General features: G+C 69.4%; 20 protein-coding genes and 1 pseudogene. 10 read left to right on the forward strand and 11 right to left on the reverse strand.

The genetic code is table 11. The features are described 5' to 3' along the window. The first annotated feature begins 76 nt into the window (after window positions 1-76). The 5 genes and pseudogenes from O7553_RS04630 to cyaB all read left to right on the forward strand — a co-directional run bounded on the left by O7553_RS04630 (window position 77) and on the right by cyaB (window position 3,897). Window positions 77-1,240, forward strand: coding sequence for a hypothetical protein (locus O7553_RS04630; protein ID WP_281553628.1), 1,164 nt, complete (start codon window positions 77-79; stop codon window positions 1,238-1,240). Between the two features lie 198 nt (window positions 1,241-1,438). After that, window positions 1,439-2,323: pseudogene (locus O7553_RS04635) on the forward strand (phosphotransferase). Between the two features lie 451 nt (window positions 2,324-2,774). Next, window positions 2,775-2,933, forward strand: coding sequence for a multiple cyclophane-containing RiPP AmcA (amcA, locus tag O7553_RS04640; RefSeq protein ID WP_281553629.1), 159 nt, complete (start codon window positions 2,775-2,777; stop codon window positions 2,931-2,933). Next, window positions 2,933-3,250: a hypothetical protein gene (locus O7553_RS04645; protein ID WP_281553630.1), complete on the forward strand. Its 318-nt coding sequence runs from the start codon at window positions 2,933-2,935 to the stop codon at window positions 3,248-3,250. Before amcA ends, O7553_RS04645 begins: the two co-directional genes overlap by 1 nt. A gap of 92 nt (window positions 3,251-3,342) precedes the next feature. Further along, window positions 3,343-3,897 carry a class IV adenylate cyclase gene (gene cyaB / locus O7553_RS04650; protein ID WP_281553631.1) on the forward strand — a complete coding sequence of 185 codons (555 nt, stop codon included), beginning with the start codon at window positions 3,343-3,345 and terminating at the stop codon, window positions 3,895-3,897. A 118-nt stretch (window positions 3,898-4,015) separates the two neighbouring features. On the opposite strand, the gene O7553_RS04655 is transcribed toward cyaB, so the two are convergent. Further along, window positions 4,016-4,672: an HAD family hydrolase gene (locus tag O7553_RS04655; RefSeq protein ID WP_281553632.1), complete on the reverse strand. Its 657-nt coding sequence runs from the start codon at window positions 4,670-4,672 to the stop codon at window positions 4,016-4,018. An 81-nt stretch (window positions 4,673-4,753) separates the two neighbouring features. Here O7553_RS04655 and O7553_RS04660 point away from each other — a divergent pair, with 81 nt between their 5' ends. Continuing rightward, window positions 4,754-5,317 (forward strand): NUDIX hydrolase, encoded by a 564-nt coding sequence (locus O7553_RS04660; RefSeq protein ID WP_281553633.1) that lies wholly within the window; start codon window positions 4,754-4,756, stop codon window positions 5,315-5,317. Between the two features lie 767 nt (window positions 5,318-6,084). Here the strand turns inward: O7553_RS04660 and O7553_RS04665 are convergent. Next, window positions 6,085-7,268, reverse strand: a protein-coding gene (locus O7553_RS04665; protein ID WP_281553634.1) for an IS3 family transposase whose coding sequence is annotated in 2 segments (ribosomal slippage) — window positions 6,085-7,001 and window positions 7,001-7,268 — 1,185 coding nt in all. Because the reading frame shifts where the segments join, the coding sequence is not laid out codon by codon here. A gap of 720 nt (window positions 7,269-7,988) precedes the next feature. Here O7553_RS04665 and O7553_RS04670 point away from each other — a divergent pair. Next, window positions 7,989-8,882, forward strand: a complete 894-nt coding sequence (locus tag O7553_RS04670; RefSeq protein WP_281553635.1) for a replication-relaxation family protein — start codon at window positions 7,989-7,991, stop codon at window positions 8,880-8,882. A gap of 278 nt (window positions 8,883-9,160) precedes the next feature. On the opposite strand, the gene O7553_RS04675 is transcribed toward O7553_RS04670, so the two are convergent. Together O7553_RS04675 and O7553_RS04680 are read right to left on the reverse strand one after the other, a co-directional pair. After that, window positions 9,161-12,808, reverse strand: a complete 3,648-nt coding sequence (locus O7553_RS04675; protein ID WP_281553636.1) for an AAA domain-containing protein — start codon at window positions 12,806-12,808, stop codon at window positions 9,161-9,163. After that, window positions 12,808-13,185, reverse strand: a complete 378-nt coding sequence (locus O7553_RS04680) for a hypothetical protein (RefSeq protein ID WP_281553637.1) — start codon at window positions 13,183-13,185, stop codon at window positions 12,808-12,810. The genes O7553_RS04675 and O7553_RS04680 overlap by 1 nt, the downstream gene beginning before the upstream one ends. Before the next feature lie 249 nt (window positions 13,186-13,434). Between O7553_RS04680 and O7553_RS04685 the strand changes: the two genes are divergently transcribed. The 3 genes from O7553_RS04685 to O7553_RS04695 all read left to right on the forward strand — a co-directional run bounded on the left by O7553_RS04685 (window position 13,435) and on the right by O7553_RS04695 (window position 17,063). Beyond that, window positions 13,435-14,412 carry a trypsin-like serine protease gene (locus tag O7553_RS04685; RefSeq protein WP_281553638.1) on the forward strand — a complete coding sequence of 326 codons (978 nt, stop codon included), beginning with the start codon at window positions 13,435-13,437 and terminating at the stop codon, window positions 14,410-14,412. A gap of 153 nt (window positions 14,413-14,565) precedes the next feature. Further along, complete coding sequence (locus O7553_RS04690; protein WP_281553639.1) at window positions 14,566-15,015, forward strand: carboxypeptidase-like regulatory domain-containing protein; 450 nt, start codon at window positions 14,566-14,568, stop codon at window positions 15,013-15,015. Window positions 15,016-15,326: 311 nt separating this feature from the next. Then, complete coding sequence (locus O7553_RS04695) at window positions 15,327-17,063, forward strand: RICIN domain-containing protein (protein WP_281553640.1); 1,737 nt, start codon at window positions 15,327-15,329, stop codon at window positions 17,061-17,063. 36 nt (window positions 17,064-17,099) lie between these two features. Here the strand turns inward: O7553_RS04695 and O7553_RS04700 are convergent, their stop codons facing one another. The 7 genes from O7553_RS04700 to O7553_RS04730 form a co-directional block, all read right to left on the reverse strand. Further along, window positions 17,100-18,401, reverse strand: coding sequence for an MFS transporter (locus O7553_RS04700; RefSeq protein ID WP_281553641.1), 1,302 nt, complete (start codon window positions 18,399-18,401; stop codon window positions 17,100-17,102). Beyond that, window positions 18,394-19,596 (reverse strand): cytochrome P450, encoded by a 1,203-nt coding sequence (locus O7553_RS04705; RefSeq protein WP_281553642.1) that lies wholly within the window; start codon window positions 19,594-19,596, stop codon window positions 18,394-18,396. Before O7553_RS04705 ends, O7553_RS04700 begins: the two co-directional genes overlap by 8 nt. A gap of 46 nt (window positions 19,597-19,642) precedes the next feature. Then, complete coding sequence (locus O7553_RS04710) at window positions 19,643-20,362, reverse strand: DUF5825 family protein (RefSeq protein ID WP_281553643.1); 720 nt, start codon at window positions 20,360-20,362, stop codon at window positions 19,643-19,645. After that, on the reverse strand, window positions 20,343-22,256 hold the full coding sequence (locus O7553_RS04715; RefSeq protein WP_281553644.1) for a RiPP maturation radical SAM C-methyltransferase: 1,914 nt from the start codon (window positions 22,254-22,256) through the stop codon (window positions 20,343-20,345). Before O7553_RS04715 ends, O7553_RS04710 begins: the two co-directional genes overlap by 20 nt. Before the next feature lie 96 nt (window positions 22,257-22,352). Beyond that, window positions 22,353-22,511, reverse strand: coding sequence for a hypothetical protein (locus O7553_RS04720; RefSeq protein ID WP_281553645.1), 159 nt, complete (start codon window positions 22,509-22,511; stop codon window positions 22,353-22,355). Window positions 22,512-22,539: 28 nt separating this feature from the next. Beyond that, window positions 22,540-24,381 (reverse strand): prolyl oligopeptidase family serine peptidase, encoded by a 1,842-nt coding sequence (locus O7553_RS04725; protein WP_348650130.1) that lies wholly within the window; start codon window positions 24,379-24,381, stop codon window positions 22,540-22,542. A 78-nt stretch (window positions 24,382-24,459) separates the two neighbouring features. Further along, entirely contained in the window at window positions 24,460-25,590 is a 1,131-nt protein-coding gene (locus tag O7553_RS04730) for a LacI family DNA-binding transcriptional regulator (RefSeq protein ID WP_281553647.1), read from the reverse strand. Window positions 25,591-25,728 lie beyond the last annotated feature (138 nt).

Consider the following 25,728-nt stretch of genomic DNA (forward strand, 5'->3'; position numbering starts at 1 on the left):
CTTGGCCGCCTTGACTTGATGTGACGGCGCGGATGCGCTGTGCTGGCGAGTGGCCGTCGTTTGATCGGGGGTGCTCGTGGCCGTGCAGGTGGACCCTGAGTGGTGGAACTCGGGATTTTGGAACGGCCGCCCGATCAGCGAGTCTCTGCGGCGGCGCGATGTCACTGCTGTCTTCCGCTTCCTCCACGCGCGGGGCGTGTCATACGGCAGGATCGCAGCTCTGGTCGGTGTCTCGTCCAACCGCGCTGCGGAGATAGCCAAGGGCGTCCGGCAGGTCACGGCCTACGAGGTGTTGGAACGGATAGCCGACGGTCTGAACATTCCGCGTCCGGCGATGGGGCTCGGCCGCGACGAGGACGCGGTTGTGCCTGTTGACCTTGGCCGTGTCGCTGTGGAGGGTGGAGCGGACCGGTCGCTGGCCGGTGTGGGTACCAGCGCGGAGATCAGCGATCTGGTGAGACTTCGTCTGGGATTGGACGAGGCTCTGGCGGCGTCGAGCGTCGCTCCTCCACAACTAGAGTTGATCGAAGAGTCCGCCAGCGAGCACATGAGGGTCTACCCCTCGGCTTCGCCCCAGGTCATGCTGTCGTTTCTGGCTGCCGACTGCCGCGAGGTTCAGATGCTGTCGCTGCGGCGGCAGCCGGCGGCGGTCCAGTCCCGGCTGTCCGGGGTGGCGGCGTTGCTGGCGACGATGTGCGCTGATGCGTTGATGCGGCTCGGAGATGTGGCTGAGGCTCGGCGGTGGTACGGCACGGCAATCAACGCGGCGGACGACAGCGGGGAGCCTCGTTTCAGGGTGCTCGTGCGGGCCCAAGCGGCGATGCTGCCGTACTACTTCGGCGATCCCACCCAAACTGTGGCGTTAGCTGACGCGGCTTTGGCGGTCACATCGATCGCATCGCCGCCGGGTGCCCTGGCAGCCGCAGGTCGGGCGCGTGCCCTGGCCCGGATCGGCGCCGCCGAGCAGGCACGGTCGGCCATCGACCAGGCGCGTCGGCTGTTCGATCAGGCTGGCGACGAGGACACCGACGTCGCCTTCAGGTTTCCGGAGAAGCGGCTGTTGTTCTACCTCTCCGGCGCGTACACCTGGCTCGGTGACACGGGTGAGGCGTATCGGGTCAGGAGGAGGCGCTGCGGCTCTACGGTGCCGCTCCGACCGTACCGATCGATGCGGCGCTCATCGCCCTGGACCGGTCGATGTGCCTTGCGCAGGACCGGCGGGCGACCGAGGCGGCGGTGACCGCGCGTGACGCCGTCGCGGACCTGCCCGAGGCGCAGCGGACGGAGATCATCTTGACCAGGGCGACCGACGTGGCAACGGCGATCCCTGACGAGAGCCATCGTGGTGAGGTCGCCGTCTTGACGGACTATGTGCGGGTGTGCCGCGAAAGCGCCCGTAGGCTTGGGACCACAGCCCCACTCGGTCCCTAGGAGCCCCATGTTCGTCGAGGCGCGCACCCGGCCGGTGCTCGCCGAGGTATGTCGTCTCCTCGGCTACCCCGACTCGAACGCGACCCTGCTGCGGCACCACACCAACGCCGTCTACGCAGTCGGTGACGTGGTTATCAAGATCGCTCCCGGCGACCATGACCTGGAACGGGTGCGTGTGATGGTGGCTGCGGTCGACTGGCTGGTGGACCACGGTTTCCCCACGGTGGGCCTTCACCCAGGACTGTCCCAGCCCTTGCGGGTGGGTGGGCACGCCGTCACGGTCTGGCAGCGTCTGGACGCGGCGCACGACAACCCCATCACCGTCTCCGAGCTCGGAACGCTTCTCCGAGTTCTGCACGCCCTGCCGGCTCCGCCGATGCCGCTGCCGATACTGCGACCGATCCGCAGCATCGAATGGTCCGTCGCCCGTTCTGAGGTCCTGAACGGCAAGGAACAGGATCTGCTGATGGGCCGGCTCGAGACGCTGGCGGTCAGCTGGGAAGCCATGCGGTTTCCCCTAGGTACGAGCCTGATCCAGTCTGATCCGCAGATCCGTAACGCGCTGCGGCGCTTCGACGGCACGCCCGTACTGGCTGACTGGGACGGTGCCGCCCTCGGACCCAGGGAGTGGGACATCGCTACGGTCGCTGTCCACTGCCGCCGATTCGACCCGCCCGGCCAGGGAGCCTTCGCCGATTTCACCGCCGCCTACGGCTGGGATGTCACCTCCTGGTCCCAGTTCGAGGAGCTGTGCCAGCTACGCGAGCTGCAAATGATCGCTACCAACGCCCGATAGTCCCGCCCCGGAACCGAGGCCGCCGACGAAGTGCATCGCCGGATTGCCGGCCTCGTTGACGACGGGGCGGATCTGCGCCAGTGGCGGATCCTCTGAAGCAAGCCTTCCAGGTCTAGGGGACGTGTGCCGCCCGTCCCCTAGGCGTCAGCCCAGTTCAGACACGGTGAGGTGCACCGTGGCCCACCACCGTGCGTCTATTTCCGCCCTGACATTCCAGCGATCGTTAACGCAGAACACGTCGGCGGGCCGGTCCAGGTTCACCTTGACTCCATGGCACGCCGACGGGCCAGCGGCACTCACACGCCAGGGAGATGCAGATGGACGTGCCATTGGGCGGCAGGTCGGAAGGCGACCCGACGCACCGGCAAGTGCTCACGCCCGGCACCCCGTCGGCCGCACGGGTGACTCCCCGTTCGCGTACTGCCACCGAGGCTGCGAGGGCTGGTGACCGGCGGTCCGCTCCCTGCCGCTGGCCGACCGTGGTGGGCTTGCCGGCGCGCAGGCAAGCCCACCACGCACCGGGGCCAGCGCCGGTCCGGGGTCGGCCATGACCGTGTATATCTCGCGGTATGCCGCGACCGGTGAACTGTCCCGGGACCTCACGGATCACGATCAACCGGTGGAACGGCCGGTGGCCGATCTGCCGCTGCTGACGCACGTCTGGCGAATCGTGTTCGAGCAGCAGGCGCGGAAGCGCGACCGCTGATGATCGGCAACGGAGCAAGACCGGCGGAACTGGGCCGGGCAGTACCGACGGAGCATCTGCCGCTGCGTCCGCTCTGGCTGTGCCGCCGTTGCGGGCAGCCGTGGCCCTGCGGACAAGCGCGGCTGGCACTGATCGCCGAGTACCGCGACAACGCTATCGGTCTCTTCCTCCATATGGCCGGCCGGCTCTATGAGGCCATCGACGACCTGCACCGGCTCAACCCGAGCGCTACCGGCGACGCCACGGACCTGTTCGACCGGTTCCTCGGCTGGCCCGTCCGACACCACGGCGGGGCCAGATCCACCACGCCGCCCTGAGCGCGCCCTTCCACACCATTCACCGCTCCTTTCCCGCCGCTGTCACAGGGCTGGCGACGCATGCCCATGCCCAACCCCTGTTCGTCACGGAGGTGTTCCATGCGCGACCTGCTCCCGTCCGTACACGACCGGCTGTTGTACGCCTCAGGGCCAGACTCACCGACATCGGCGCGAAACCCGCCGAGCCCACCCGACAGGTCGACGCCTACTACAACGCCCCGCACCGCGACTTTCTCGCTCCGACGGTGATCTCTGAGTGGCTGCGTATCCGCAACGAAGACCACGGAGCGTCGATCAACTTCAAGCGCTGGCACCCCGTTGATGCCATCGTCAAGACCCATGCCGACGAGTACGAGACCCGTGTCGGGGATGCCGAGGCCGTCCGCCTCCTGCTGGAATCTCTGGACTTCCAACCTCTCGTGACTGTCGACAAGACCCGCGAGGCGTGGACCCTGCCCGACGTGGAGATCGTCCTCGACCACGTGGTGGACGCTGGCGACTTCGTCGAGTTCGAGTTCAAGGGTGAGGCCGTGGACGTCGGCGACGCCACGCAGCGCCTGAACGCGTTCATCGCCTCCCTTGATATCGAACTGGGCCAACCGGTCAACAAGGGCTATCCACACATCCTTCTCGGCCGCGACCACTGACCGCCAGGACCTGCGGTGGCCACCCACGCCGAGCTCGCCGCCCACGCCTTCTTCTGATGAGCCGGTTCGTCGAACGCGCCGCCGCCCTCGCGACCAGCCGGGCTGCTCTTCCGGGGAGCTACGCGGCCGACTCGTTGTGCCTGCGTACCAGCTCGGGCAGCTCGGCTAGCGAGTCGAGATGGAAGAGGCAGCGGCCGCTGATGGTCTGGTCGTCGAGGATATGTGCCCACGGTCCGCGTCGTACCAGGGCGGTCGCGAGCCCGGCCGCTTGTGCAGGTCGGATGTCGTTGTCTAGCCGGTCGCCGACGTACAGCACCTGGGCGGCGGGGCAGCCGGCTTGCGCGACGATGCGATCGAAGAACGCGGCCGAGGGTTTCTCGACGTTCCAGCCGTCCGAGGTGCCGATCACGTCGACCGGCAGGTCCAGCGCGCGCAGGATGGTCTCGGCCCGGGCGGTCTGGTTGCCGGCTAGGCCGACCTGCACGCCCAGCTTCCGAAGAGCCGCCAGGCAGGGCCGGGCATCGGGGTACAGGTTCTCCTCGGAGAAATGCTCCGGCGGCCCGGCATCGGCCCGGCGCTGCCGCTCCTCGGCGAGGTCGAACCCGGGCCGGAACACCTGGAACGTATCCCGGTAGTCCAAACCACGGGCGATGACCGCGCCGAAGACGGCCGAGAAGGTGTGCCGCGGGACGCCGAGCCAGTCCGCCCAGGTCCCGTACTCACGGGACTCGTCGACGATGGTCTCGCCCACATCGAAGAACACGCTCGCGATCACCTGGCGATTGTGCCTGGCGCGTCCAGCCGGATCAACGTGCATCGCGAGTTGGACCAGCAACGCGGCGATAGGGTGCGGTACATGGGAGCCGGTGCTCGGCGGGCGAGTGAGTGGACGATCCACGACGAGCGGGTCATCGACGACACGAGGCGTGCCGTGCTGAGCGTCGCGGACGTCGAGCTACCCGACGGCGTCCGGTTCGAGCAGTACGTACTCAGGGTGCCGTCCGCCGCGATGGTGATCGTGCTGGACGAGGCCGACCGCGTGCTGATGATGTGGCGGCACCGGTTCATCATCGACCGGTGGGTCTGGGAGTTGCCGGGCGGCTACCTTGACCACGACGAGGACCCCGTCGTCTGTGCGGCGCGGGAAGTCGAGGAGGAGACCGGCTGGCGGCCCAGGACCATGGAGCCGCTGCTGGGCTTCCAGCCCATGGTCGGCACCATCGACCAGCAGAACATCATCTACCTGTCCCGAGGGGCCGAGCCCACGGGCGCCGCGCCTGACATCAACGAGACCGCGCGAATCGGTTGGATCCCGCTGGCCGAGGTAGAGCAACGAATCCACGCCGGGGAGATCGTCGGTGCGGGATCTGTCGCTGGTCTGCTCGCCGTGCTGCTGGCCAAAGCGACAGGGCGAATTTAGGCGGATTGGAGTAGCGGCCGTACGCGCGCGGAGACTCCTGCACCGTCGGCAGCCCGGCGTACGGCGTGAGGCGGTCCGCGAGAGTGGCGAGGTATGCGTGCGCCCGTTCGGAGCTCAGACTCTCAGCGGCTTGTGCTGCCTGCACCCCCACCGCGTCGGCTTGCTCCGGCTCACCGGACTGCACGTGGGCAAGCGCCAACGATGCCAGGTTGAACTGCTTGCCGCAGGCGTGCCTTAGCCGAGCGCGGCGAAGCAGCGTCCGAACTTGGCCGAGAGATTCGCTTCGTGGAAGTAGCCGATCCACTGTGGGTTGCTCGTGTTGTCCGCGCGGTCGAAGGTGCGTCCAGCGCGGGCGAGCGCTGCCGGCCCGGCGTCGGTGCAAGCCGGATGAACGTCGCCGACGAATCGACATCTCACATATTGAGACAAGAGTTCATGCGTGTCAAGACTTTCTCGCCTTTCCGGGCGGCATCTCCGTCCTGGCCAATGCGGATCCGAGTCGCCCGGTCCGGGGGAGTCCTGCCGGGTCCGGAGGGGCCGTGATCTCGGGCTGGCGATGGTGGTTGACGGGGTGCTGCTGGTGGGGCGTACTGGGATGCGTGCGACCGTTCGGTGGTCTGCCTGCCGGGTTCGATCGGCTGGTCTGGTGGTGCTCCTTCGCTGGGCGTCGTCGATCGTTGTGAGCCGGGTGTGGGTAGGCCGTCGATGGTCATGAGCGACAGGGTGAGGGGCCTCGCGTTTTCCGGACAGTGGTTCGGCCGGTTCTTTCACGCCGCGATTTGAAGGTTCTCGAACTCTGCGTGGACTTCCCGGGGAGGTCGGTAGCCCACCGCTGAATGCAGACGCTGACGATTGTACCAGAATTCGATGTAGGCAGTAACGTCCCGGCGTGCCGCCTCACGAGTGGGATACTTCACACGCGACACGCGTTCGTTCTTCAGCGCACCGAAGAACGATTCCGCCATCGCATTGTCGAAACAAATTCCGGTCCGGCCAGCAGATCGCCGCAACCTCAGATCCCGAAGCGTTCTGCCGTAGTCGTCCGACATGTAGTTGCTGCCCCGGTCCGAATGAAAGATGGCGTTCTTCCTGAGTTCGCGATTCCGGGCGGCGTTACGGATGGCGCGGGACATCAACGGCGTCTGGTAGTGGTCGTCCATCGCGTATCCGATGACTTCCTTCGTGCAGCAGTCGATGACGGTCGCCAGATACAGCCACCCCTCGCCGGTCGGGATGTACGTGATGTCGCCGACGAGCTTCTCGCCAGGCGCGTCGGCGGTGAACTCCCGGCCGACGAGGTCAGGCACCGTGCCGGACGACGACTGGGTGAGACCCCACCGCCTCGGGCGGGGCTGGCACGGCACGAGCCCGAGCTCGCGCATCAGCTGGCGGACGAGTTCCGGCCCGGCGGACACGCCCTGGCGCCGCAGTTGCGCGTGGACACGTCGATGCCCGTAGGTGCCGTCGGACGCGGCGAACACCTCCTCGATGGCCGATCGAAGGTGGGCGCGGCGGGTGGCGGTCGCGGAGTCGGGGCGGGTTCGCCATTCGTAGTATCCGGACCTGGACACGCCGAGTTGTTCGCACATGAAGTCGACGGGGTAGGCGTACTTCGCGGTGTCGAGTCGCATCGTCTCGATGAACTCGTACAAGCTCGTTACCGAGGGTCCTTCGCGAAGTACGCCGCGGCTTTTTTCAGGAAGCTGTTCTCCATTTCGAGTTCCCGGTTGCGACGTTCGAGTTCCTTCAGTCGAGCGCGCTCGTCGACGCCGATCGGTGGGCTGTCCTGGGCGCCGCTGTTTTCCCGCCGGTACTGGCGGACCCAGGAACGGAGCGTCTCCGGGTGAACGTCGATCTCCCGGGCAACCTGCGACACTGGCTTGTTCGACTGTAGAACGAGTTGCACTGCTTCTTCACGGAACTCTGGGGTGTATGAGCTTATGCGTGCCATCGCGCTTCTTCCCTCGACTTTCCTTACAGGGTAACCTTATTGGCTCCCTGTCCGGAATCCTCGGGGCACCTCAGGGGGACCGTCATGAAGGATCTTCTCCCGGCTGGGTGAGCCGGTGGGTGGCCAGCGCCGTTGGTGACTGACCGCGTCGGTGTTGCCCTGTCTCTGAACTGTGCTCGACCAGTCCCTGCCAAAACCGGCGGCGTGTCGGTTCGGCTGCTCGTCGCGCATGTCTTCCTGCACGTCTGCGTTGCCGCATGGTCGTCCCTGCTTCGGGACGGCTCGTTCCTTGGCATGTCCACAGTGGTGTTCGTGCTGCCTTGCCCTCGGAGTGGGGGCGTTCCGCCGCTACCGCTGCCCGTCGGGAGCCGCCTGCCGCCCGGCGGGCGCGGTCTGCGGCTTTCATCCATCCGGTGCCGGATCCGCTGGCGTCGGTGTCGTCTTCGACAAGGAGTTTCTGTTGTTGTTCCCCCATGATTCCGGCCGCTGCCGTGGCTGGTGGCGGTGACAGTTTCCGGCTTGACCCCCGTTCGGGGGTCGGGCTTGCCGTCCGGGTTGGGGTCGGTCTTGGACCGGTCCCCCGGACGGACGCCTGGTGTGGTCTCACACCGCAGGTCGGGCGGTCTGCCGGCGAGGGCTGGTTGTCCTGCGACAGACCTGTGCTGGTCTCGGGTCTCTCCCCCTGGAGTCGTATGCGTATCGGAGAGGAGGTGATGGTGTATGGATGATCCGGTTCTGCGGGTGCAGTCGCAGTTGACTGCCCGGGATCGGGTGTTGCTGGGCTGGCTCTACGACCACGGGGTGCTGACCACGTTCCAGATCGCGTACGCCCTGTTCCCGTCGCTGGATTTCTGTCAGCGCCGGTTGCTGACGTTGTACCGGTTGCGGCTGGTGGGGCGGTTCCGGCCGCAGCGCGCCGACGGCGGCTCGTACCCGTATCACTACGTCATCGACCAGCTCGGCGCGGAGGTCGTGGCCGCTGGCCGTGATGAGCGGCCACCGCGTCGGGATCATGCCCGGGTGGAGCGGCGCCGGTGGACGTCGAGCCGGACCTTGGAGCACCGGCTCGGCGTGAACGGTTTCTTCACCGACCTCGCCGGCTACGCCCGCATCCACCCTGAGGCCCGTCTGGTGCGGTGGTTGTCGGAGGCGGCGTGCCAACGCTCGGGGGCGTTCACGCGGCCGGAGGATCCGGGTCTGGTGCGCGCCTTTCAGCCTCGGGTACGCCCGGACGGCTACGGCTTGTGGACGGTGCGGGGTGTCGGGGCGCCGTTCTTCGTGGAGTTCGATACTGGTGGTGAGCAGTTGTCGGTGCTGACCCGCAAGCTGGCCGGCTACGAGGAGTTGTTCGGCAGGCTGGGGCGGGTGTGGCCGGTGCTGTTCTGGCTGCACTCCGCCGCCCGGGAACGCAACCTGCGCCTGCTGTTGGCCGACACACCGCCGCTGGTGCCGGTCGCCACCGGAGCCCGCGACCACGCCACCAGCGCGGGCCTGAGCCCCGCCGGGGCGGTGTGGGCCGTGGCCGGCGGCGACGGACAACGACAGACGCTCGCCGACCTGGCGGTGTGGGTCGTTGACGACCGTAAGTATCGACGCTTGGTCACTCTCGGCTGATACCCGAGACCTAAACGGTGGCACATCCGGCTGCTCGGCGCGCGGGAGCCGCCGGACCGGTTGCCCTTCGACGGGACCGTAGCCGCCCCGGTGGACGCCACCGGCGCAGCCCTCGGGGTGGTTCTCACCTTGTCGTCGGCGGGTGGGCGACGATCGCGGCGTCGGGGCGGTGAGCCATGACATGGCCAGACGAGATCAGGGCTCGGCGGCGCCGAGGGAACCCACACAGTTGTCCCGGCGCCGATCTGACGACAACGACGGTTCCCTTGACGGCCGGATCAACGTACGAACTGGAGCGGGCCGACGGCGAACTCGCCGTGGCCAGCCGCATCCGGGTGACGGAGCTGCTCGGACAGTTCGGTAGCCACCTGCTCCGGTTCGGCCAGACAACGCCACGCGGGCACCCGGCGGACGGTGCCGTGGTGGGCGGCGACGTCGAGGCGGGCAAGGACCTTGCGCAGGGCGCGGCCGGACGGATCGCCGGCCGGGTCGTCGACGTACACGGCGATTTCCCGACCGGCCTGCCGGATGACGAGATCGGCGGTCTGCCCGGCCACGGCGACGTCCCGTCGTACGGCGACTCCGGCCTCGCGTAGGGCACGGTGCAGCTGATCGGCGGGCCCTGGGGCGGCGTCCGGCAGCGCTGCGGTCGACCTGCGGCCGAGGGCCACGGTGGTGAGCAGGCCCCGTTGGCCCGACCACCACGACCGGTCGCCGACGACGACGAGCTGGGAGCGGGCCCGGGTGATGGCGACGTTCCACAGGTTCGTCTGGTGGGCGAGCCAGTCCCGGGTGCGGTCACCGATGCCGTGGGCACCGACCGGTGAGACGACCATGATGTCGCGTTCGCTGCCCTGGAACCGGTGGATGGTCGCGCAGAGCAGGTTCTCGGCCAGGCCGGCGGCATGGAGCGCCGACTTCAGGCCGCGCTGCTGCGCGGCGAGCGGCGTGACCACTCCGATGGATGCCTCCGGAAAGGCCGCGCGAAGCTCGGCCACTTCGGTCACCACCGCCGCGATCTCGACGTCGTTGCGTCCGGACCCGGTCGGTCCGTAGCTGAACGTGCCCGGTATGTCGCGCCACCGTACGGCCGGTTCGGCGGGCGCGGTCAGTCGGGCCGGATCGGTCAACACGGTGAGCCGGCCCTGGTACACCTCCCGGTTCGGAGCGTCGACGATGTCCGGGTGGCAGCGGTAGTGCTCGTCGAGCAGATAGGCCGAGCCAGCCGCTGCGGCGAACGCGTCGTACGCCGAATGGCGTGCGTAGCGCAGCCGTCGGGTGTTCAACCATCCGGTGCCGAGCCCGGCCTTGGCCTGCTCGGCGAGATCGTCGGCCTCGGCAAGCTCGACGACGGGTGGCAGCTGCCGGGGGTCACCGATGATCAGTGCCCGTTTGGCGCGGTACAGCATGGGCAGGATCGCCGGCACGGTGCACTGCGCGGCCTCGTCGATCACGACGAGGTCGTACATGGCCGGTTCCCGCCGTATCCATCGCACGGACAGCGCCGTGACGGCCCAGCCCGGCAGCACCCGGAGCAGCTCCGGGAAGTAGGCCCAGCTGTCCGGCTTGGCCTTGGCCATCTCGTCGGCCCGGTTCTGCAGCAGCCGGCCTCCCGACGTCACCCGACGGGCGATCTGGGCGCGCAGCAGGTCGATGCTGCGCCGGGGCCGCTCGACGCCGATGAGTTCGGTCAACCGTTGCCAGGACGTCTCGGCGGCGGGCAGCGCGTCGGCCTGTCGCCGGCAATCCCGCCACCGCAGCTCGATGACGGCACGTTCACCGAGGGCCCGGATGGTGTCCGGGTCGCCGGTGCCGTGCCGACGCAGCCGCCAGCGATACCACCAGCCGAGCCACCGGCTGGTCAGCGCACGGTCAGTGAGCCGGTACAGCCGCGCGAGCGCCGCGTCGTCGTCCGGCAGCCCGGCCGTTGCGGCATCGCGGCCGGCACGGTGTTCGTGGCGCGGCCCCGGTCGGCGCTCGGCCGCGAGGTCGGCCAGATCGCGTTCGAGTAGCCGCTGATCGTCCAGGCTCTGCCGCAGGCCGTTGATCTCGTCGGCGATCAGGCGGAGTTCGTACAGCGGTGTCCGATCGTCGGGCGCCAGGTGGCTTTCGGCCGACGGGTACGCGGCGATCAGGTCGGCGATGTGCTTCGGCTCCTGCAGCCGGTGCTCCTTGTTTCCGGTGCGCAGCACCAGCCCGGGACCGACCAGCTCGCCGACCCGGCCGAACACCGCGTCCACCGCCTGGTTGCTGGTGGAGCCGATCAGCACACTCTGGCCGGCGGCGGTGGCGGTGGCGAGCAGCGCGGTGACCAGTTGACTCTTGCCGGTCCCCGGTGGACCCTGCGCGACGGTCAATGGCTGCGACATCGCGGCGCGGATGATCTCCTCCTGCGCCTCGTTGGCCGGAGCCAGCGCGACGGTCGCGATCGGCACCGGAGCCTCCTCGCCCGGGCCCGCCGCGAGGGTTGCCAACGCCGTCCGGTCGATGAGCCGGGGATTCTTGATCATGCCCTGGAGGTCGACGACGAGCTGCTGCTGTGGCGAGGCCTTGGCGTCGACGGAGTAGAGCAGTGCGGCGTTCTGCACCCGGTCCAGTGGCCCGGGACGCGGTGGGCCGACCAGCGCCATCGGGTCGATGTCCGCCACCGGAGTCAGACCGAACGTCTTCATCAGCAGGTCGACGGTGGCGGTGAGGGCCGCCGGGTCACCGGGTACGAAGACCTGTCCGACCCGTTGCAGCAGTTCATCGGACTCCACGTCGGACAGCTGCAGCAGGTCGAGCAGCGCCGGGCCGGGCCGTGGCGGGAAGGAGGCGTGCACGACGTCGTCGGTGCCCACCGTGACGTCGCAGATCAGCAGCGGCGTCAACCGTACCGGCTGCTGCCTGGCGGGTCGGACCGCGACGACCGGATAGCCGTACTGCAACTCCTTGCCGTCGGCGCGGGCCCGGGTGGCCAGCGCGGCGGCCCGGCCGGTCAGCCGGACCGGGGAGGCCGCCGTGAACACCGCCTCGGCACCGGTCGGTGCCGGAGCGTACGTGCTGACCGCCTGTGGGTCGATGAAGGACCGCAGGGCGGCCGAGCGCTCCATGCAGTTGACGTAGTAGGTGACCAGGCGGCGCCACTGGTCGGCGTCGAACGGGGCGTCGTCGGCGGGGCTGGTCGGGCCGGCGTCAGGTCGCGCCCGGGCGGCCGCCGAGTCCGGCGCGGTGACCAGCCGGATGGGTTCGGTCACCCCCTCGCTCGATTCGACCGGCGAGTGCTGCCGACGTCGGGCCATCTCGGTCATCGCGTAACTGGCGAGGTCGTTGGTGGTGACCCAGCCGTCGGCGGACCCGTCGGCTGCGCCGCGCAACCCCTCGAGCAGCACCTCGGTGAACACCGACGGCCGATCGGACCCCTGCGCCTTCGACGCCTTCATGTGCGTGCTGGAGGTCAGGACGAAGGTGCCTCGTTCGCGCTTGCCCCGGCGAGGTTCCTCCCGTACGCCGCCCCGGAACCGGTGCCGTGCGGTGAAGGCTCCGGAGAAGCAACAGTCCAGCAGGACGACCTTCTGACTGGCCTTGGTGCTGTTCAGCAGATGCCGCAGGGTGCCGTCGACATCGAAGGCGGTGGCGTGCAGCTGCCCGGCGTGGGAATCCGTGGCGGTGAGAAACAGCGACTCCCGGTCCTCGTGCAGCACGCCGTGCCCGGAGTAGTACAGCAGGGCCAGGTCGTCTCTGCCGCACCGGCCGTAGAACTCCTCAACGACCTGGCGTAGGTGTGCGACCGGCAGGTCCAGTTTGGCGTCGACGGTGTCGAAGCCGCCGCTGCCGTCGAGTAGCGTCTTGAGCTGGGTGACGTCCTGGCGTACCGAGGGCAGCGCCGGGAGTCGCCGATCGGCGTGGTAGCTGGCTGTGCCGAGCAGCAGCGCGTGCCGACCCATCAGCGGTGGCCCGCTTCGATCGCGACCCGTACCGTCTCGATCAGTTCGGCGGTCTCTCCCCGCGTGGGCTGGTCGATCGTCAACTCGACGTCGCCGACGCGTAGCTGGATGCGGCGGCCGGTGTGGCGTTGCAGGAACGCCACGATCACATCGACCAGCGACTGTACGTATGAGGGGTCGACGCTGGTCAGTACGGTGACGGCTGCCAGGGCCAGCTCCGCGATGCCTTTGCTCGCCGGATCGGGGGCGAGCGGGATGCGCCGTACCTCCCCGACCTCACGAAGATCGCCTGCCAGCTCCTCGGTGAGCTGGTCGAGCACGAAATCGTCATCGCCGGTCAGCGGTGTGAAAGCGACCTCGACACGTACCTGCGACACGCAGCCTCCTCCTGTTTCGCGACGAGAAGGCTACGGAGTCGCCGATGCGGCCGGGCGCGTCTGTCGGCTATCCGATCGTACCGACAAACCAGTCAATGCCCGCCGTCGATGATTTCATCGACCTTGGTCGAATAACTGTTGGTTCAAGGACAGAAGTCTCGCCAGCGAGGAGGAGACGATGAAGATTCACCTATGGGAGTACGTCCGAGTAGAGGCCATCGGACACCCACCTCATCATCGGGAGGTTCCATGGAAAACAGGGCGCGCCGGACGCTCGGTGTCCTCGTCGCGACGGCGGCGTTGGCGCTGGCTGCCGCGGCGACACCCGCCGCGGCCACACCCACCAGCACCGTCGACATGGTCACCCCGGTCTCCGACACGGGCGGAACGATCAACCCGGCGGTCCTCGCCGAGCGGATCGACGAGACGATGGTACGGGCCACCCGTCCTGCGGCGCGGCGCGGCGCTGACGGGACGGACCGAGGGCCCGCCGCTGAGGTCGAAGGCAAGACCGAGCCGGGCGAGATCGGCATCAGCAGCATCATCGGTACGGACAACCGTTACCAGACGACCCCGGCGGACTGGTGGCCGGCGAGCTCCACGGTCCAGATCACCCGTACCTCCGGTGGGGTCACCCGGGGACACTGCACCGGTTGGATGATCGGTGCCGACACGCTGATCACCGCCGGGCACTGCGTCTATCCCCGTAACGGCACCGCGTGGTACCCGCGCAACGAGTTCACCGTCTGGCCGGGACGCGACGGCGGTTCCACGCCGTACGGCTCGTGCAGCGTAGCCAGCCTGCACTCGGTTGCGGGATGGGTGAACAGCTTCATCAACGGCTACGACTACGGTGCGATGAAGCTCAACTGTACGGTCGGCAACAGCACCGGAACCTTCGGGTTCATGTGGACCTCCGCCAGTCAGAATGGCACGTCGACCTACAACCGGGGCTACAGCGGGGACAAGTCCTTCGGCACCCAGTGGGCCAGCTCCGACCAGATCCGGGTGACCCAGTCCACCGAGCTGTTCTACCACCACGACACGGTCGGCGGTAACAGTGGCGGACCCGTCTACACGTACTCCGTGACCGACTGCGGCCCCTGTGCCGTGGCGGTGCACGCGCACGGCCTACACGGCAGCGGTGCGCCGAACAACAACCACAACAGCGGACCGCGGATCACCGAGTCCGCGTTCAACAACTTCATCTACTGGCGGGACCTGTAGTACGAAGTCGACAGCCGTCCGGTGACCGCACAACCCGGTCGCCGGGCGGGGGTCGGCGCGGCGCGACGAGCCGCACCTCACCCAGAGTTCTGATACTCTGTGTGATCAAACAATGACGTGATTCGAGGACTGGCCATGAAACGAGGACTGGCCATGAAGTCAGTACGACGTGCGCTTCTGCCGGTGCTGATCGTCAGCTTGCTGGTGGCGGGCTGCGCGACTGAATCATCGAATTCGCCCGGACCGTCGGTGCCGACCGGCCCGGACACCCCCGTCTCCGACCAGCGATCGCCTGAGGGGCCCTCGGCATCGCCGGGTACGGTAGCTGGTCGCGGTACGGCGATCATCGAGGTACGGAACCCGGCGGGGGAACCGTTACCGGTGATCCCGGTGGAGGTCCGTACGGTCGGCTGGCCGATGCCCGCAGAACTGTCCGAGGACATCGCCCGGATGACCGACGCGCGTGGCGAGTACGCCTGGACCGACCTGCCACCGGGGGAGTACGAGTTCACCGTACGGGTTCCGGGCGAGGACGTCGCCGCAGCCCAGCGGGTGGCGGTGGTGGCGGACGAAACCAGCCGGGTGCCGATGACCCTCGGCTGAGCGGGAGCGCGGTGACGCCGTGCCGGGGTGCCCGCCCGTCCCACCCGGCGAGCGGTGCTGTGATCGATAACACCATTGGCCAGCCGGTCCGGCGCGGATGGTGATCACCGGTAGGTTCCTGCCGGTGCCGGCCAGCTGTTCACTAGGAATCTACCTCGATTATCGCTGCCTCCATTCGTCCACACGTATCATGCGAGCGATCCACCATGAGCACTCCGTGCCCTTGCGTCGGGCTCGGACGGTGCCTCTACCTGGTGCTGGCTGAAAGGTGTGGGACCGGTGTCGAACAAGGCGTGCCAATGAGTATCTCGATGAGGAGTCAGGTCCGGGTCCTCGCGGGGGCAGTCATGGGCCTGGTCACGATGGTTGCCCTGACCGCCTCGGTGGCACCCAGCCCGGCCGACGCCGGTGAGCCGCTGCCCGGCACCAGGGTGTCCGACGCGGATCTCCGGCTGCTGACCGAGGCCGCCAAGTCGTGTCCGACCTTGACCCCGGCGCGACTGGCCGGTCAGGTGATGGTCGCGTCCCGGTTCTCGGGGTTGCCGGTCGAGGCGGTGCGCTCGGTCGGCGGGCAGGGCGTCGCCGGGTTGGTGCCGACCGTGTGGCAGAAATGGGCGCCGTGGGAGGAAGCGCTGCCGGCTGACCGGGAAGCCAGCGTCGCCGCCCTCGCCCACCACATGTGCCAGCTGGTCGGCCAGCTTCGGGTGCTGCAGATCGACGGCGACCGGTGGCAGTTGGCGTTGGCGGCACACTGGGTCGGTATCGAGCCGGTCGTCGACGCCGGGGACGTCCCGGCCGGTGCCCAGGAGTACATCGATACCGTGGAGCGGTACGCCACCTGGTACGCGTTGCAGCCGGACTTCGGCGGCAGTGGTGACGCGGCACCCGAGACGTTCATGCCGGCCGTCGTGCGACTCTCCACCGATACCGCGCCGTTGCCGGTGCCCGATGCGTACCTCGAACTGATCCAGACTGCTGGTGCCGTCTGCCCGCAGCTGCCTCCGGCTCGGGTCGCCGCGCAGCTGATGGCGACCTCGGCGTTCGATCCGCAGCGGCTCGGCCCGTTGGGCGAGCAGGGCATCGCGCAGTTCCTCCCCCAGGTGTGGGTGACCTACGTGCGGCCGTCGGCGACGGCGTCGCCGTGGGTCCCGGCCTCGGCCGTTCCTGCTCTCGGCGAGGCCATGTGCGCGCTCCTGGAGGCCATACCCGGAACCGGGTCAGACGACTACCCGCTGGCACTGGCGGCGTTTCTCCGCGGCGACCCGACGGTACGCAACCTGGCCGACGTGCCGGGCGGCGACGGGATTTCAGCCCTCGCCGAGCAGGTGAGCCGATTCGAGACCGAGTACGCCAAGGACTCGCGGCTGACCCCGCCTGCCGGTGCCTCCCCATCGGCGAGCCCGACCACCGAGCCCAAGGCCGAGCCCAAGACCGAGCCGACCACCGGTGCCACGACCGCACCACCTGAGCAGCCGGCGCCGACGAAGCAGCCGACGAAGCCGAGCAGCCCGGCGCCGAGCGCCTCCGACCAGCCACCGGTCAAGGCCAAGGACGCCGACGGGACCAACCGTCCGTACGGCCCGTTCTTCGTCTACAACCTGGGCACCGAGATGTGCCTGGACATCCCGGGGACCGGCCCCGGGCCACGCGACGGAGCGGTTCAGCAGAACCTCTGCTACGTGCACAGCCAGGACAACCAGGAGTACGCCTTCGTCCCGCGCCGGGTCGATTCCGCCGGCAACCAGCTGTACTGGGTCCGTAGCGTCACCTCCCAGTACTGCCTGGACCTGCCCGGCCTCGGCTCGGTTCCGGCGGGAGCCAGGGTGTACGAGACCGGCTGCTTCGACGACGAGAACCAGTACTGGCGGCTGCAGCCGACGGTGAAGTCCGGTGACACCCAGTTCTACCGGCTGATCAACACCGCCTCGAACCTCTGCCTCGACGTGCTCGGCACCGCGACAGGTGGACTGGACGAGCGTATCGAAGTGACTGTCTGTAAAGGTAACGACGACCACGACTGGGCACTGATCCGACGGGTGAACTGGTGACCGGGTCACCGGCCCGGGCGGCGGACGCGTTCGCTGTCACCGTTGCCGCAGCTCGCGGCGGGACAGACCGAAGGCGAACGCGGCCAGCAGAGTCGCCCCGCAGGCCAGGAAGACTGCTGTGCTGCCGTACCGGTCGACCACCAGGCCGGCGGTCACCGTGGACAGCGGGAACAGGCTCAGTGCCGCGAAGACGATCGCGCTCATCACCCGGCCCAGCAGGTGCGGCGCGGTGCTCTGCTGCAAGGTGGTGATCACCAGTACGTTCGTGACGGTGCTGGCCAGACCGGCCACCACCAGGGCGAGCACGGCGCCGAGGTAACCGGCGAACGGCACGGCCGCGATCGCCAGGCCGAGCACCATGCCGGCGAGCATGGCCGTCGCGCCTCGCCGGGGCAGCCCGGCCAGGCCGGCGGAGAACAGTCCGCCGACCAGGGAGCCGGCGGTGAACGCGGCCAGCAGCCCGCCCAACCCACCCGCGCCGGCGGCCAGCTCGCCGTTGCTGAGCGACGGTAGCCCGATCCGGACCATGCCGCCGACGGTCAGGTTGGCGGCGGCGGTCACCAGCAGCACGGTACGCAGCAGTGCAGACTCGCGTAGCAGCCGCCAGAAACCGACCGGTGGCGCGTCCGCCGCTGGTGGCGGTGGCGGTGGCACGGTGCCCCGTCCGACGCCGCCGATCATCGCCAGGCAGACCGCCGAGACGGCGAACGTCGCCGCGTCCACCCCGAACGCCACCGCCGGGGAGAGCACGGCCACGACGAGCCCGGCGACCCCCGGGCCGATCATCCCGGCGGTGAAACTCGCGGTGCTGTGCAGCCCGTTGCCGGCCTGCAACTGGTCGGCGGGCAGCAGCCGCGGGGTGATCGCGTAGGCGGCCGGCTGGAACAGGCCGGCACCCAGGCCGGTGCCGGCGACCAGGACCGCGATCACCGGTACGGACGGGTCGCCGGCCACGGCGGCCGCGACGATGCCGGCGGTGAAGACGACCCGGCTCAGATCGGAGATCAGCATCACCCGCCACGGGCCGATCCGGTCGGACAGGATCCCGCCCAGTGGTGTCGTCGCCAGGCGGCACACTCCGTACCCGGCGACCAGCATGCCCAGCTCACGCCCACCGCCGCCGAGCTGGTAGACCAGGAACGGCAGGGCGACGGCGTGGAACGCGTCGCCGAACACGGACACCAGTTCGGCGGCGAACAGCAGACGGTAGCCGCGCGAGCGCAGCGGCGCGAAACTGAGCTTCGGCCGGAACCGCCGGGCCGCCGTCGTGGCCGCCGTCCCGCCCGCCGCGGTCTCCGACGTCGAATCAGTCGCCGAGTCGGTCAAGGAGTCAGCCATCGAGGGCCACCGGCAGCGACTCCAGCCCGCGGAGCATGATCGTGTTCCGCCACGGTAGTACGTGCTCGTCGGCGGCGAGGCTCAGGCCGGGGTGTCGGTCCAGCAGGGCGCCGAGCGCCAGCTCGCCTTCGAGTTTGCCGAGGAACGCGCCGAGGCAGCGGTGCAGACCGTGGCCGAACGCCAGGTGCCCGGTGTCGCCCCGGTCCAGGATCAACCGGTCGGGGTCGGGGAACCGGTCCGGATCCCGGTTGGCGCCGCCGAGCGAGACGAGCACGAGCTCACCAGCGGGAATCCGTACACCGTCGATGTCGACCTGCTCGGTGGTGAACCGCAGCGTCGCCATACTGACCGGCGACTCGTAACGCAGAAACTCGTCGATCGCGGCCGGCAGCGCCGGCCGGTTCGCCAGCAGCCATCGGAGCTGGTCGGGGTGGCGCAGCAGGGCGAGGGTGGCGGTGCCGAGCAGGTTGACGGTGGTCTCGTGGCCGCCGATGAGCAGCAGGAAGACCATCCCGACGATCTCGTCGTCGGTCAGTTCGCCGGCGTCCCGGGCGGCCAGCAGGCCGGTCAGGATGTCGTCACCGGGATGGGACCGCCGGTGTCGCAGCTGCCCGCTGATGTAGTCGGTCATCTCACTGAGCGCGGTGGCGAAGTCCGCCGGGTCGTCGCTGTGCGTGAGGATCGCCGTCGACCAGGCGCGGTAGGCGGCCCGGTCCTCGGCCGGGAAGCCGAGCAGCTCACAGATGATCAGCATCGGCAGCGGGAAGGCGAAGTCCTTCACCAGGTCCACCGTCCGGCGTCCGGCGATGTCGTCGAGCAGCGACGTGGTGATCCGGTCCACCATCGGCCGCATGGCGGCCACCCGCCGGGCGGTGAACGCCGCGTGGATGAGCCGCCGCAGCCGGGTGTGGTCAGGCGGGTCGCTGTTGAGCATGTGGACGACGTCACCACCGAGGGTGACCCCGGCGACCCGGTTGTCGGCGAGCGCCTGGGCGCGGCGGGCGTCCTGCCCGAACCGCGGATCGGCGAGCGCCGCCCGCACGTCCCGGTACCGGGCGATCACCCACATCGGCAGCCCTTCGTCGCTGTGCAGGATCGACACCGGGCCGTTGGACCGGATCCGGGCCAACGTCGGGTACGGGTCGGCGATGTACGGCACCTCGGGCTGCGTCGCCGTACCGGTCACGGTGTCCATGGCCCTCCTCGCGGAGATGGTTGGTGAAGGGAAACCTCGGTGGTGCTCATACGGCCAGCGCCGGGAACGGCCAGCGGTACGCCGGGGTCGGCAGCCACCACAGCTGCCCGGCCTGGGCGGCGATCAGCCGGGCGTCGGCCAGGTCACGGCGCACCGGCGCGGGCACCTGCCTGGCCGGTACCCCTTCGAGCAGCTGTCCGATGGCAGCCAGATGTTCCGGCTCGTCGATGGTGATCAGCTCCAGCGCACCGGCTCGCCGGTCCCGGACCTCGACGAACCCGGGCCCGCGCCGGAACACGCACTTGCCGAGGAAGAACGAGTCCCGCCAACCGCGTATCGCCGGGTCGACGGCACCGGCGGCGCCGTCGACCCGGTCCGGCGGGTACAGATGGTCGAACAGGCCCTGTCCGGCGCAGCCGTCATGGCAGCGGGCCACCCAGTCGACCGCGACGGCACGGGCGGTGAGTTCCCGGATCAGCACCAGGGCGCGGCCGGACGCGGCCCCGGTGTCCGGGCACAGGTCGACCGGGTCGGGCAGTCGGGCATGCCGCACGCCGGCCCGGTGCAGCTCCGCCACCATCGGCCGCCACGCGCCGGTGATCCGCCGGGTGCCGAACGACATCCCGCTGACCTGGGCGGCGTCGGGCAGGTAGTCGCGGGACAGCTCGATCTCGATCGCACACCTGGTCCAGTCGGTCGGGCCGGTGGACCTGGGTGGGCTGCTCGGGCTGAGCTGTGTGGTGACGTCAGCCGACGACGACGGCATGCGGTTCCTCCTCGCTGTGCCGAGCGGCGGTGGTCCGGCGGTGGTCCGTCCGGGCCAGCACCTGGTTGTCGGACTCGACCGCGAGATGCACCTGGTAGCCGTCGTCGTGGAACAGGATGCCCAGCTTCGACCAGCGGTCCAGCAGCGGTCCGACGACCGCCGCCCCGCCGGGCACCTTCGCGGCGAGGGTGGCGGCGGTACGCGGCTGATCGAGCAGCCGGAACAGGGCGATCTCCGGTTCCGTGGTCAGCTGCAGCACTGTCCAGTCGTAGGCCTCGCGTTGGCTGACCAGCACGATGCGGTCCGGCAGTTCCTGGTAGGTGAGTCGGCTGACCGGGTACCGCGCCTGCCAGGTGGCGAGGGCCGCGTCGAGGTCGGCGGCCCCGGTCCGGTCGATGCCCTGCGGCACCGACGTGAAGATGTACGCCAGGTCGGCGAGCTCCGCCTCGGGCAGCCGGTAGATCTCGGCGTACTGCGGTGCCGGCCGAAGGTCGGCGAATCCCAGCTCCGGGCGGTCGAAGTAGGGGCTGAACCGTTCGATGGCGATCCGGGCGGCCCCCATCGGCGGCTCGAGGTGATGCAGCGCCGGCAACTGGTCGATGATGCCGGTGTAGTCCTGCGCCGTCTCGCCGGGGAACCCGTACAGGTAGTTCCAGCTGGCTGTCACCCCGGCGCTCTGCGCGTCGCGCAGCGCCCGCACGTTCTGGCAGCCGGTCACCCCTTTGTCCATCAGCCGCAGCACGTGGCTGCTGAGGTTCTCCACGCCCGGCTGGACCTGCACCGCGCCGGAGTCGTTGAGCTGCTGGAAGTGTCGGCGGCGCAGGTTGGCCTTGACCTCGAAGTGCAGGCGGACGTCGTACTCCGATTCGGCCAGGCGCTGCAGCACCGAGTCGAAGTAGGCCATGTCGAGGATGTTGTCGACCACGATGAAGTCGAGCAGCTGATGGCGTCGGGCGAGGTCGAGGACCTCGTCGAGGAAGCGGGCCGGGCTCTTGCTGCGGAACTGCATGAACGATCCGTTGAGTCCGCAGAACGTGCAGTGGTGCTTCTCGCCCCACCAGCAGCCGCGGGAGCCTTCGACGACCAGCCTGGGCGCCACCCAGTCGGCTGCCGTCGATGCGTCCAGCCGGTCCAGGTAGCCGGTGTAGTCGGGGGCGACGATGTCGGCGGGCGGCAGCGGCCGTGACGACATCGGGTTGGCCCGGGCGACGCCGTCGGTGTCGCGCCAGCACAACCCGGAGATGTCGGCGAGCCCCGATGAGCCGATCCGGCCGGACCCGTCGGCCGAGTTGAGGGCAGCGAGCAGCTGCGGGAAGGCGACTTCGCCTTCGCCGCGTACCACGTAGTCGACGTAGCGGAAGTTGCGGTGCAGCGCCGCTCCCTGCGGACCGTCGCAGTTGGCCCCGCCGAACACGATCCGGGTGCCGGGCCGTGCCTGCTTGACCAGACGGGCGACGGCGAGGCTGGCGGCGTTCTGCTGGAACGTGGTGGTGAATCCGACGACGTCCGGCGCGGCGTCAGCCAGTTCGGCGGCGAGTTCGCGGATGAAGCCGGGCACCAGCCGGTGCATCGCCCGGGTCAGCGCGATCTCGGCGTCGGTCGAGCCGCCTTCGGTGAGCAGCCGGGCATACGGGTCGAACAGCCGCTCCTCGTCGTCCAGCAGCCCGGAGAAGACCCAGTCCCCGGCGCCGAGGAAGTAGGAGGACTCAGAGAAGTAGCGGTAGTCGGCGAGCGTGAAGTTGGTGACCCCGGTCACCCAGTCGACGAAGTCGATGTTGGCGTAGCGGACCTGTACGTCGTGACCGGCCCGGCCGGCCGCCGCGCGCAGGATGCCCAACGCGAGCGACGGCACGTCGATCGACCCCCACGGCATGTGCAGCAGGACGACTTTCACTTCGGCCCCTCTCCGACGGTGGTGGGCGTCGTTCCGGAGCGGCAGGCGCTCTCGCTCCGGAACGACGCCGTCGATCGTGCGGTCAGCACGGACCTGTCACTCGCCGGCGGGTGCCTTGTCGGCCGCCGCCTCGGTCACGTCGTGCCGCCTGGCCGGGACTGCCCGGTCCATGTCGAGGAGCATCTTGACGATGACCGCCCCACGCTCCCGCTCGCTGGTGGTGATCGGGTCGTGACGTACGCTGCGTCGCTTCATGCCATTCACCTCCCTCCCTGGCTGGCTGTCAGGAACGAACGACCGTCCACTTCGGTCGTCCGGCTTCGGTCCGGTCGCGGCACCGTGTCGGCGTGAACACCGTGTCGGCGTACCGGAGCAGTTCGTCGAAGGTCCGGGTCTGCCCAGCGGCGTCGCCGTGGTGGCCGCCGGGCATCCAATGCAGCCGGTGCGGCACCCGCCGGTGCCGCAGCGCGGCGACGTAGCGGCGGATCTGGTCCGGCGGGCAGCGGTCGTCATCGGTGGCGGCGGCGATGAACAGCGGCCCGTGGACCCGGTCTAGGTAGGTCGTCGGGTCTGCGGCGCGGTACCGCTGCGGTACGTGGTCGGGCCCGCCGCCGAACAGTTCGTCGTCGACCTCACGCAGCGCGGCGGTGGCGCCCCGGTGCGCCGCTGGGTAGTCGGCGATCGGGCAGACGGCGAGACCGACCGCCCAGTCGGCCGGCGCGACGCCCATCGCGAGCAGCACCAGGTAGCCGCCCCACGAGTAGCCGCACAGCCCGGTCCGGCCCGGCTCGGCCACGCCGAGGTCGAGCAGCTTGCGGCGTACGGCGGCCAGGTCCTCCAGCTGCGCCAGACCGACCCGGTGGTTGAAGTTTCGCTGCCACCGTGGCCCGTATCCGGTTGATCCCCGGTAGTTGGTACGCGCCACCGCGTAGCCGGCGCGTACCAGCAGCTCCACCCTCGGGTCGTAGGCGTCCCGGTCGTGCAGGTACGGCCCGCCGTGCACCAGGAACAGGGTCGGCCATGGTCCGGTGCCGGTTGGGGTGGCCAGGAAACTGTGGATCCGCCCGTACGGCTGGTCGGTCCACAGTTCGGTGCGTCCGGCGGGGGTGGCGGGGTGGTTGGTGGGTCGGGTCCGGCGGGCCGGCTGCGCGGTGGCCGTACCGGGGTTGGCGACCAACCGGCGGGGTGGCACCGAGTCGCTGGTCCCGATGTAGTGGATCGCGCCGTCGGGGGCGACGGCCAGGTCGAGGATGGTGCCGGATGGGGTGGCGACGGTGATCTGCTCGCCGGTTTCGGGGTCGGCCAGTAGCAGCCGGCTGCGCCCGGCCCGGTCGTGCTGGACGAGGATCCGTCCGTCGTCGCCGTACCAGTGGGCGGTGATCTCCGACTCGTATGACAGGCCGCTGGACAGTTCGATGCCGCGGTCGCGCCGCCAGGTGCCGACCTGGTATCGGTTCGGCGTCTCGACGACGATCAGCAGTTCCGGATCGGGTCGGTCGCCGGGGCGGAACTCCAGGGCCCAGATCCGCTGCTGGTCGCTCCCGGCGACGGTGTCGGTCCGTCCGTCGGTGAGCCGCACGACGCTGACCGCCGTCGCGGCGTCGGCCCGGGCGGCGAGCGCGATGGTGTTTCCGTCGCCGGCCAGGTCGACCAGGGCGGTGTAGCCGGCGCTGACCGCCACCAGGTGACCCGGTCCGCCCGGTTCTCCCACATAGCAGCGGGTCTGCCGGCCGGTGCCGACGCAGACCGCAGCGCGGCGGCCGGTGGCGTCGAAGGCGATGCCGTGCTGCCGGCCGGGCGGTAACCCGGTCAATGCCAGCGGCGGCCGGCCGGCCGTGTCCCGACCGGCTGCGAGTCGACCAGTCTCCGTCTGACCGGGGTCGACCGGCTGGCGGCGCCAGACACCGACGTCGGTCCGGTCCGCGTCGAACCACCAGAAGTGCCGGCCGTCGGGCTCGATGTCGCAGGCGGACACCCCGTTCGGTGCGGCGGTGCGAATTCGACGTCGGTCTGTCTCGACGTTCCAGGTCAGGACCTGGGTAAGGTCACCGTCGTCGTGCAACTCGACGGCCCTGGTCGGCTGGTGCGCAGCGAAGGCAGGTACGTGTGGTGTGTTCACAACCACCCCGATCGGGTCGCGTACCACACCGAGCGTAATTGATCTGCTTCTATTGGTAAAGAAGATGTTCGACTGTCGGCTGAATCACCTGGTCGCCGGCGTGGGTGCGGTGCTGCCCCGGACGACGAGAGTGGTGCCGATCTCCACCCGGTGTTGCGGCAACACGCCACCGTTGGCCAGCGCGAGTACCATCCCGGCGGCGGTCGACGCCATCTCGGTCAGCGGCTGGCGCACGGTGGTCAGCGGCGGGCAGCACCAGCGGGCGTTGTCGATGTCGTCGAAGCCGACCACACTCAGGTCGTCCGGTATGCGCAGGCCGAGCCGCCAGGCTGCACTGTAGACGCCGAGGGCCTGTAGGTCGTTGCCGCAGAGCACCGCCGTCGGCCGATCGGGCCGGTCGAGCAGGTCACGCCCGTGTGTCTCACCGTCCTCGAAGAAGAACCGGCCACTGCGGACCAGGTCGTCTTTCAGCTGTACGCCGACGGAGTCCATCGCCGCCCGGCAGCCCTCCAGCCGCGCGCGGGAACCGAGCATGTCCAGCGGGCCGCTGATCACGGCGATCCGCCGGTGCCCGAGGCCGAGCAGGTGGCGGGTCGCGGTGATGCCGCCGTTCCAGTTGGTGGCGCCGACCGACGGGGTCGGGTGGGCCGGTTCGCCGACCGGATCCAGCGCGACCAGGGGGATGGCGCTGGCGGCGAGTTGGGCGTGCTGCTCCGGAGTGAACGCGGAGTAGACGGCGATCACCCCGACCGGTCGGCGGGCCAGCAGTTGCTCGGCCCAGGACCGGCCCGGTTGGGTGCGGCCCTGCACCTCGGTGAACCCGACGGAGAGCTCGGCGGTCCGGGCGACCAGCTCCACTCCGCGCAGGATCTCGATCGCCAGGTGGCTCTCGAGTTGATAGAAGACGACCTCGATGCCGGCGGTCGGGGAGGCCGAGCCGGGCCGCTGGTAGCCGTGCTCGCGAACCAGTGCCTCGATTCGACGGCGGGTCTCCAGCGCCACTCCGGACCGTCCGTTGAGCACCTTCGAGACGGTGGGTTTCGAGACGCCGGCGAGCTCGGCGATCGTCGCGACGGAAAGGTCGCCACGGCGGCGTCCGCGTCGCTGACCTTCTGGCGGCCTACCGGTCGCCGGTGGGTGGTCCGGGTGGGTGGGGGCGTGGTCCACGACCGATTCGCCAACCTTCCGCTTGATCTGGGGCATCGCCCGGCTCATGCTACGGAGTGTCGAAGCGTTTCTATGCGCATGTCTCGATGTTGGTCCGACGCCGACCTTGAATCTCGAACCGTATCTATCGATACTAGTAACTGTTTCGAGCCGGAGTAAAGCGGGAGCCTGGGCAGCCCCGCGTCG

Source organism: Solwaraspora sp. WMMA2059 (assembly GCF_027497315.1).
In the GTDB taxonomy this organism is placed as follows: Bacteria; Actinomycetota; Actinomycetes; order Mycobacteriales; family Micromonosporaceae; genus Micromonospora_E.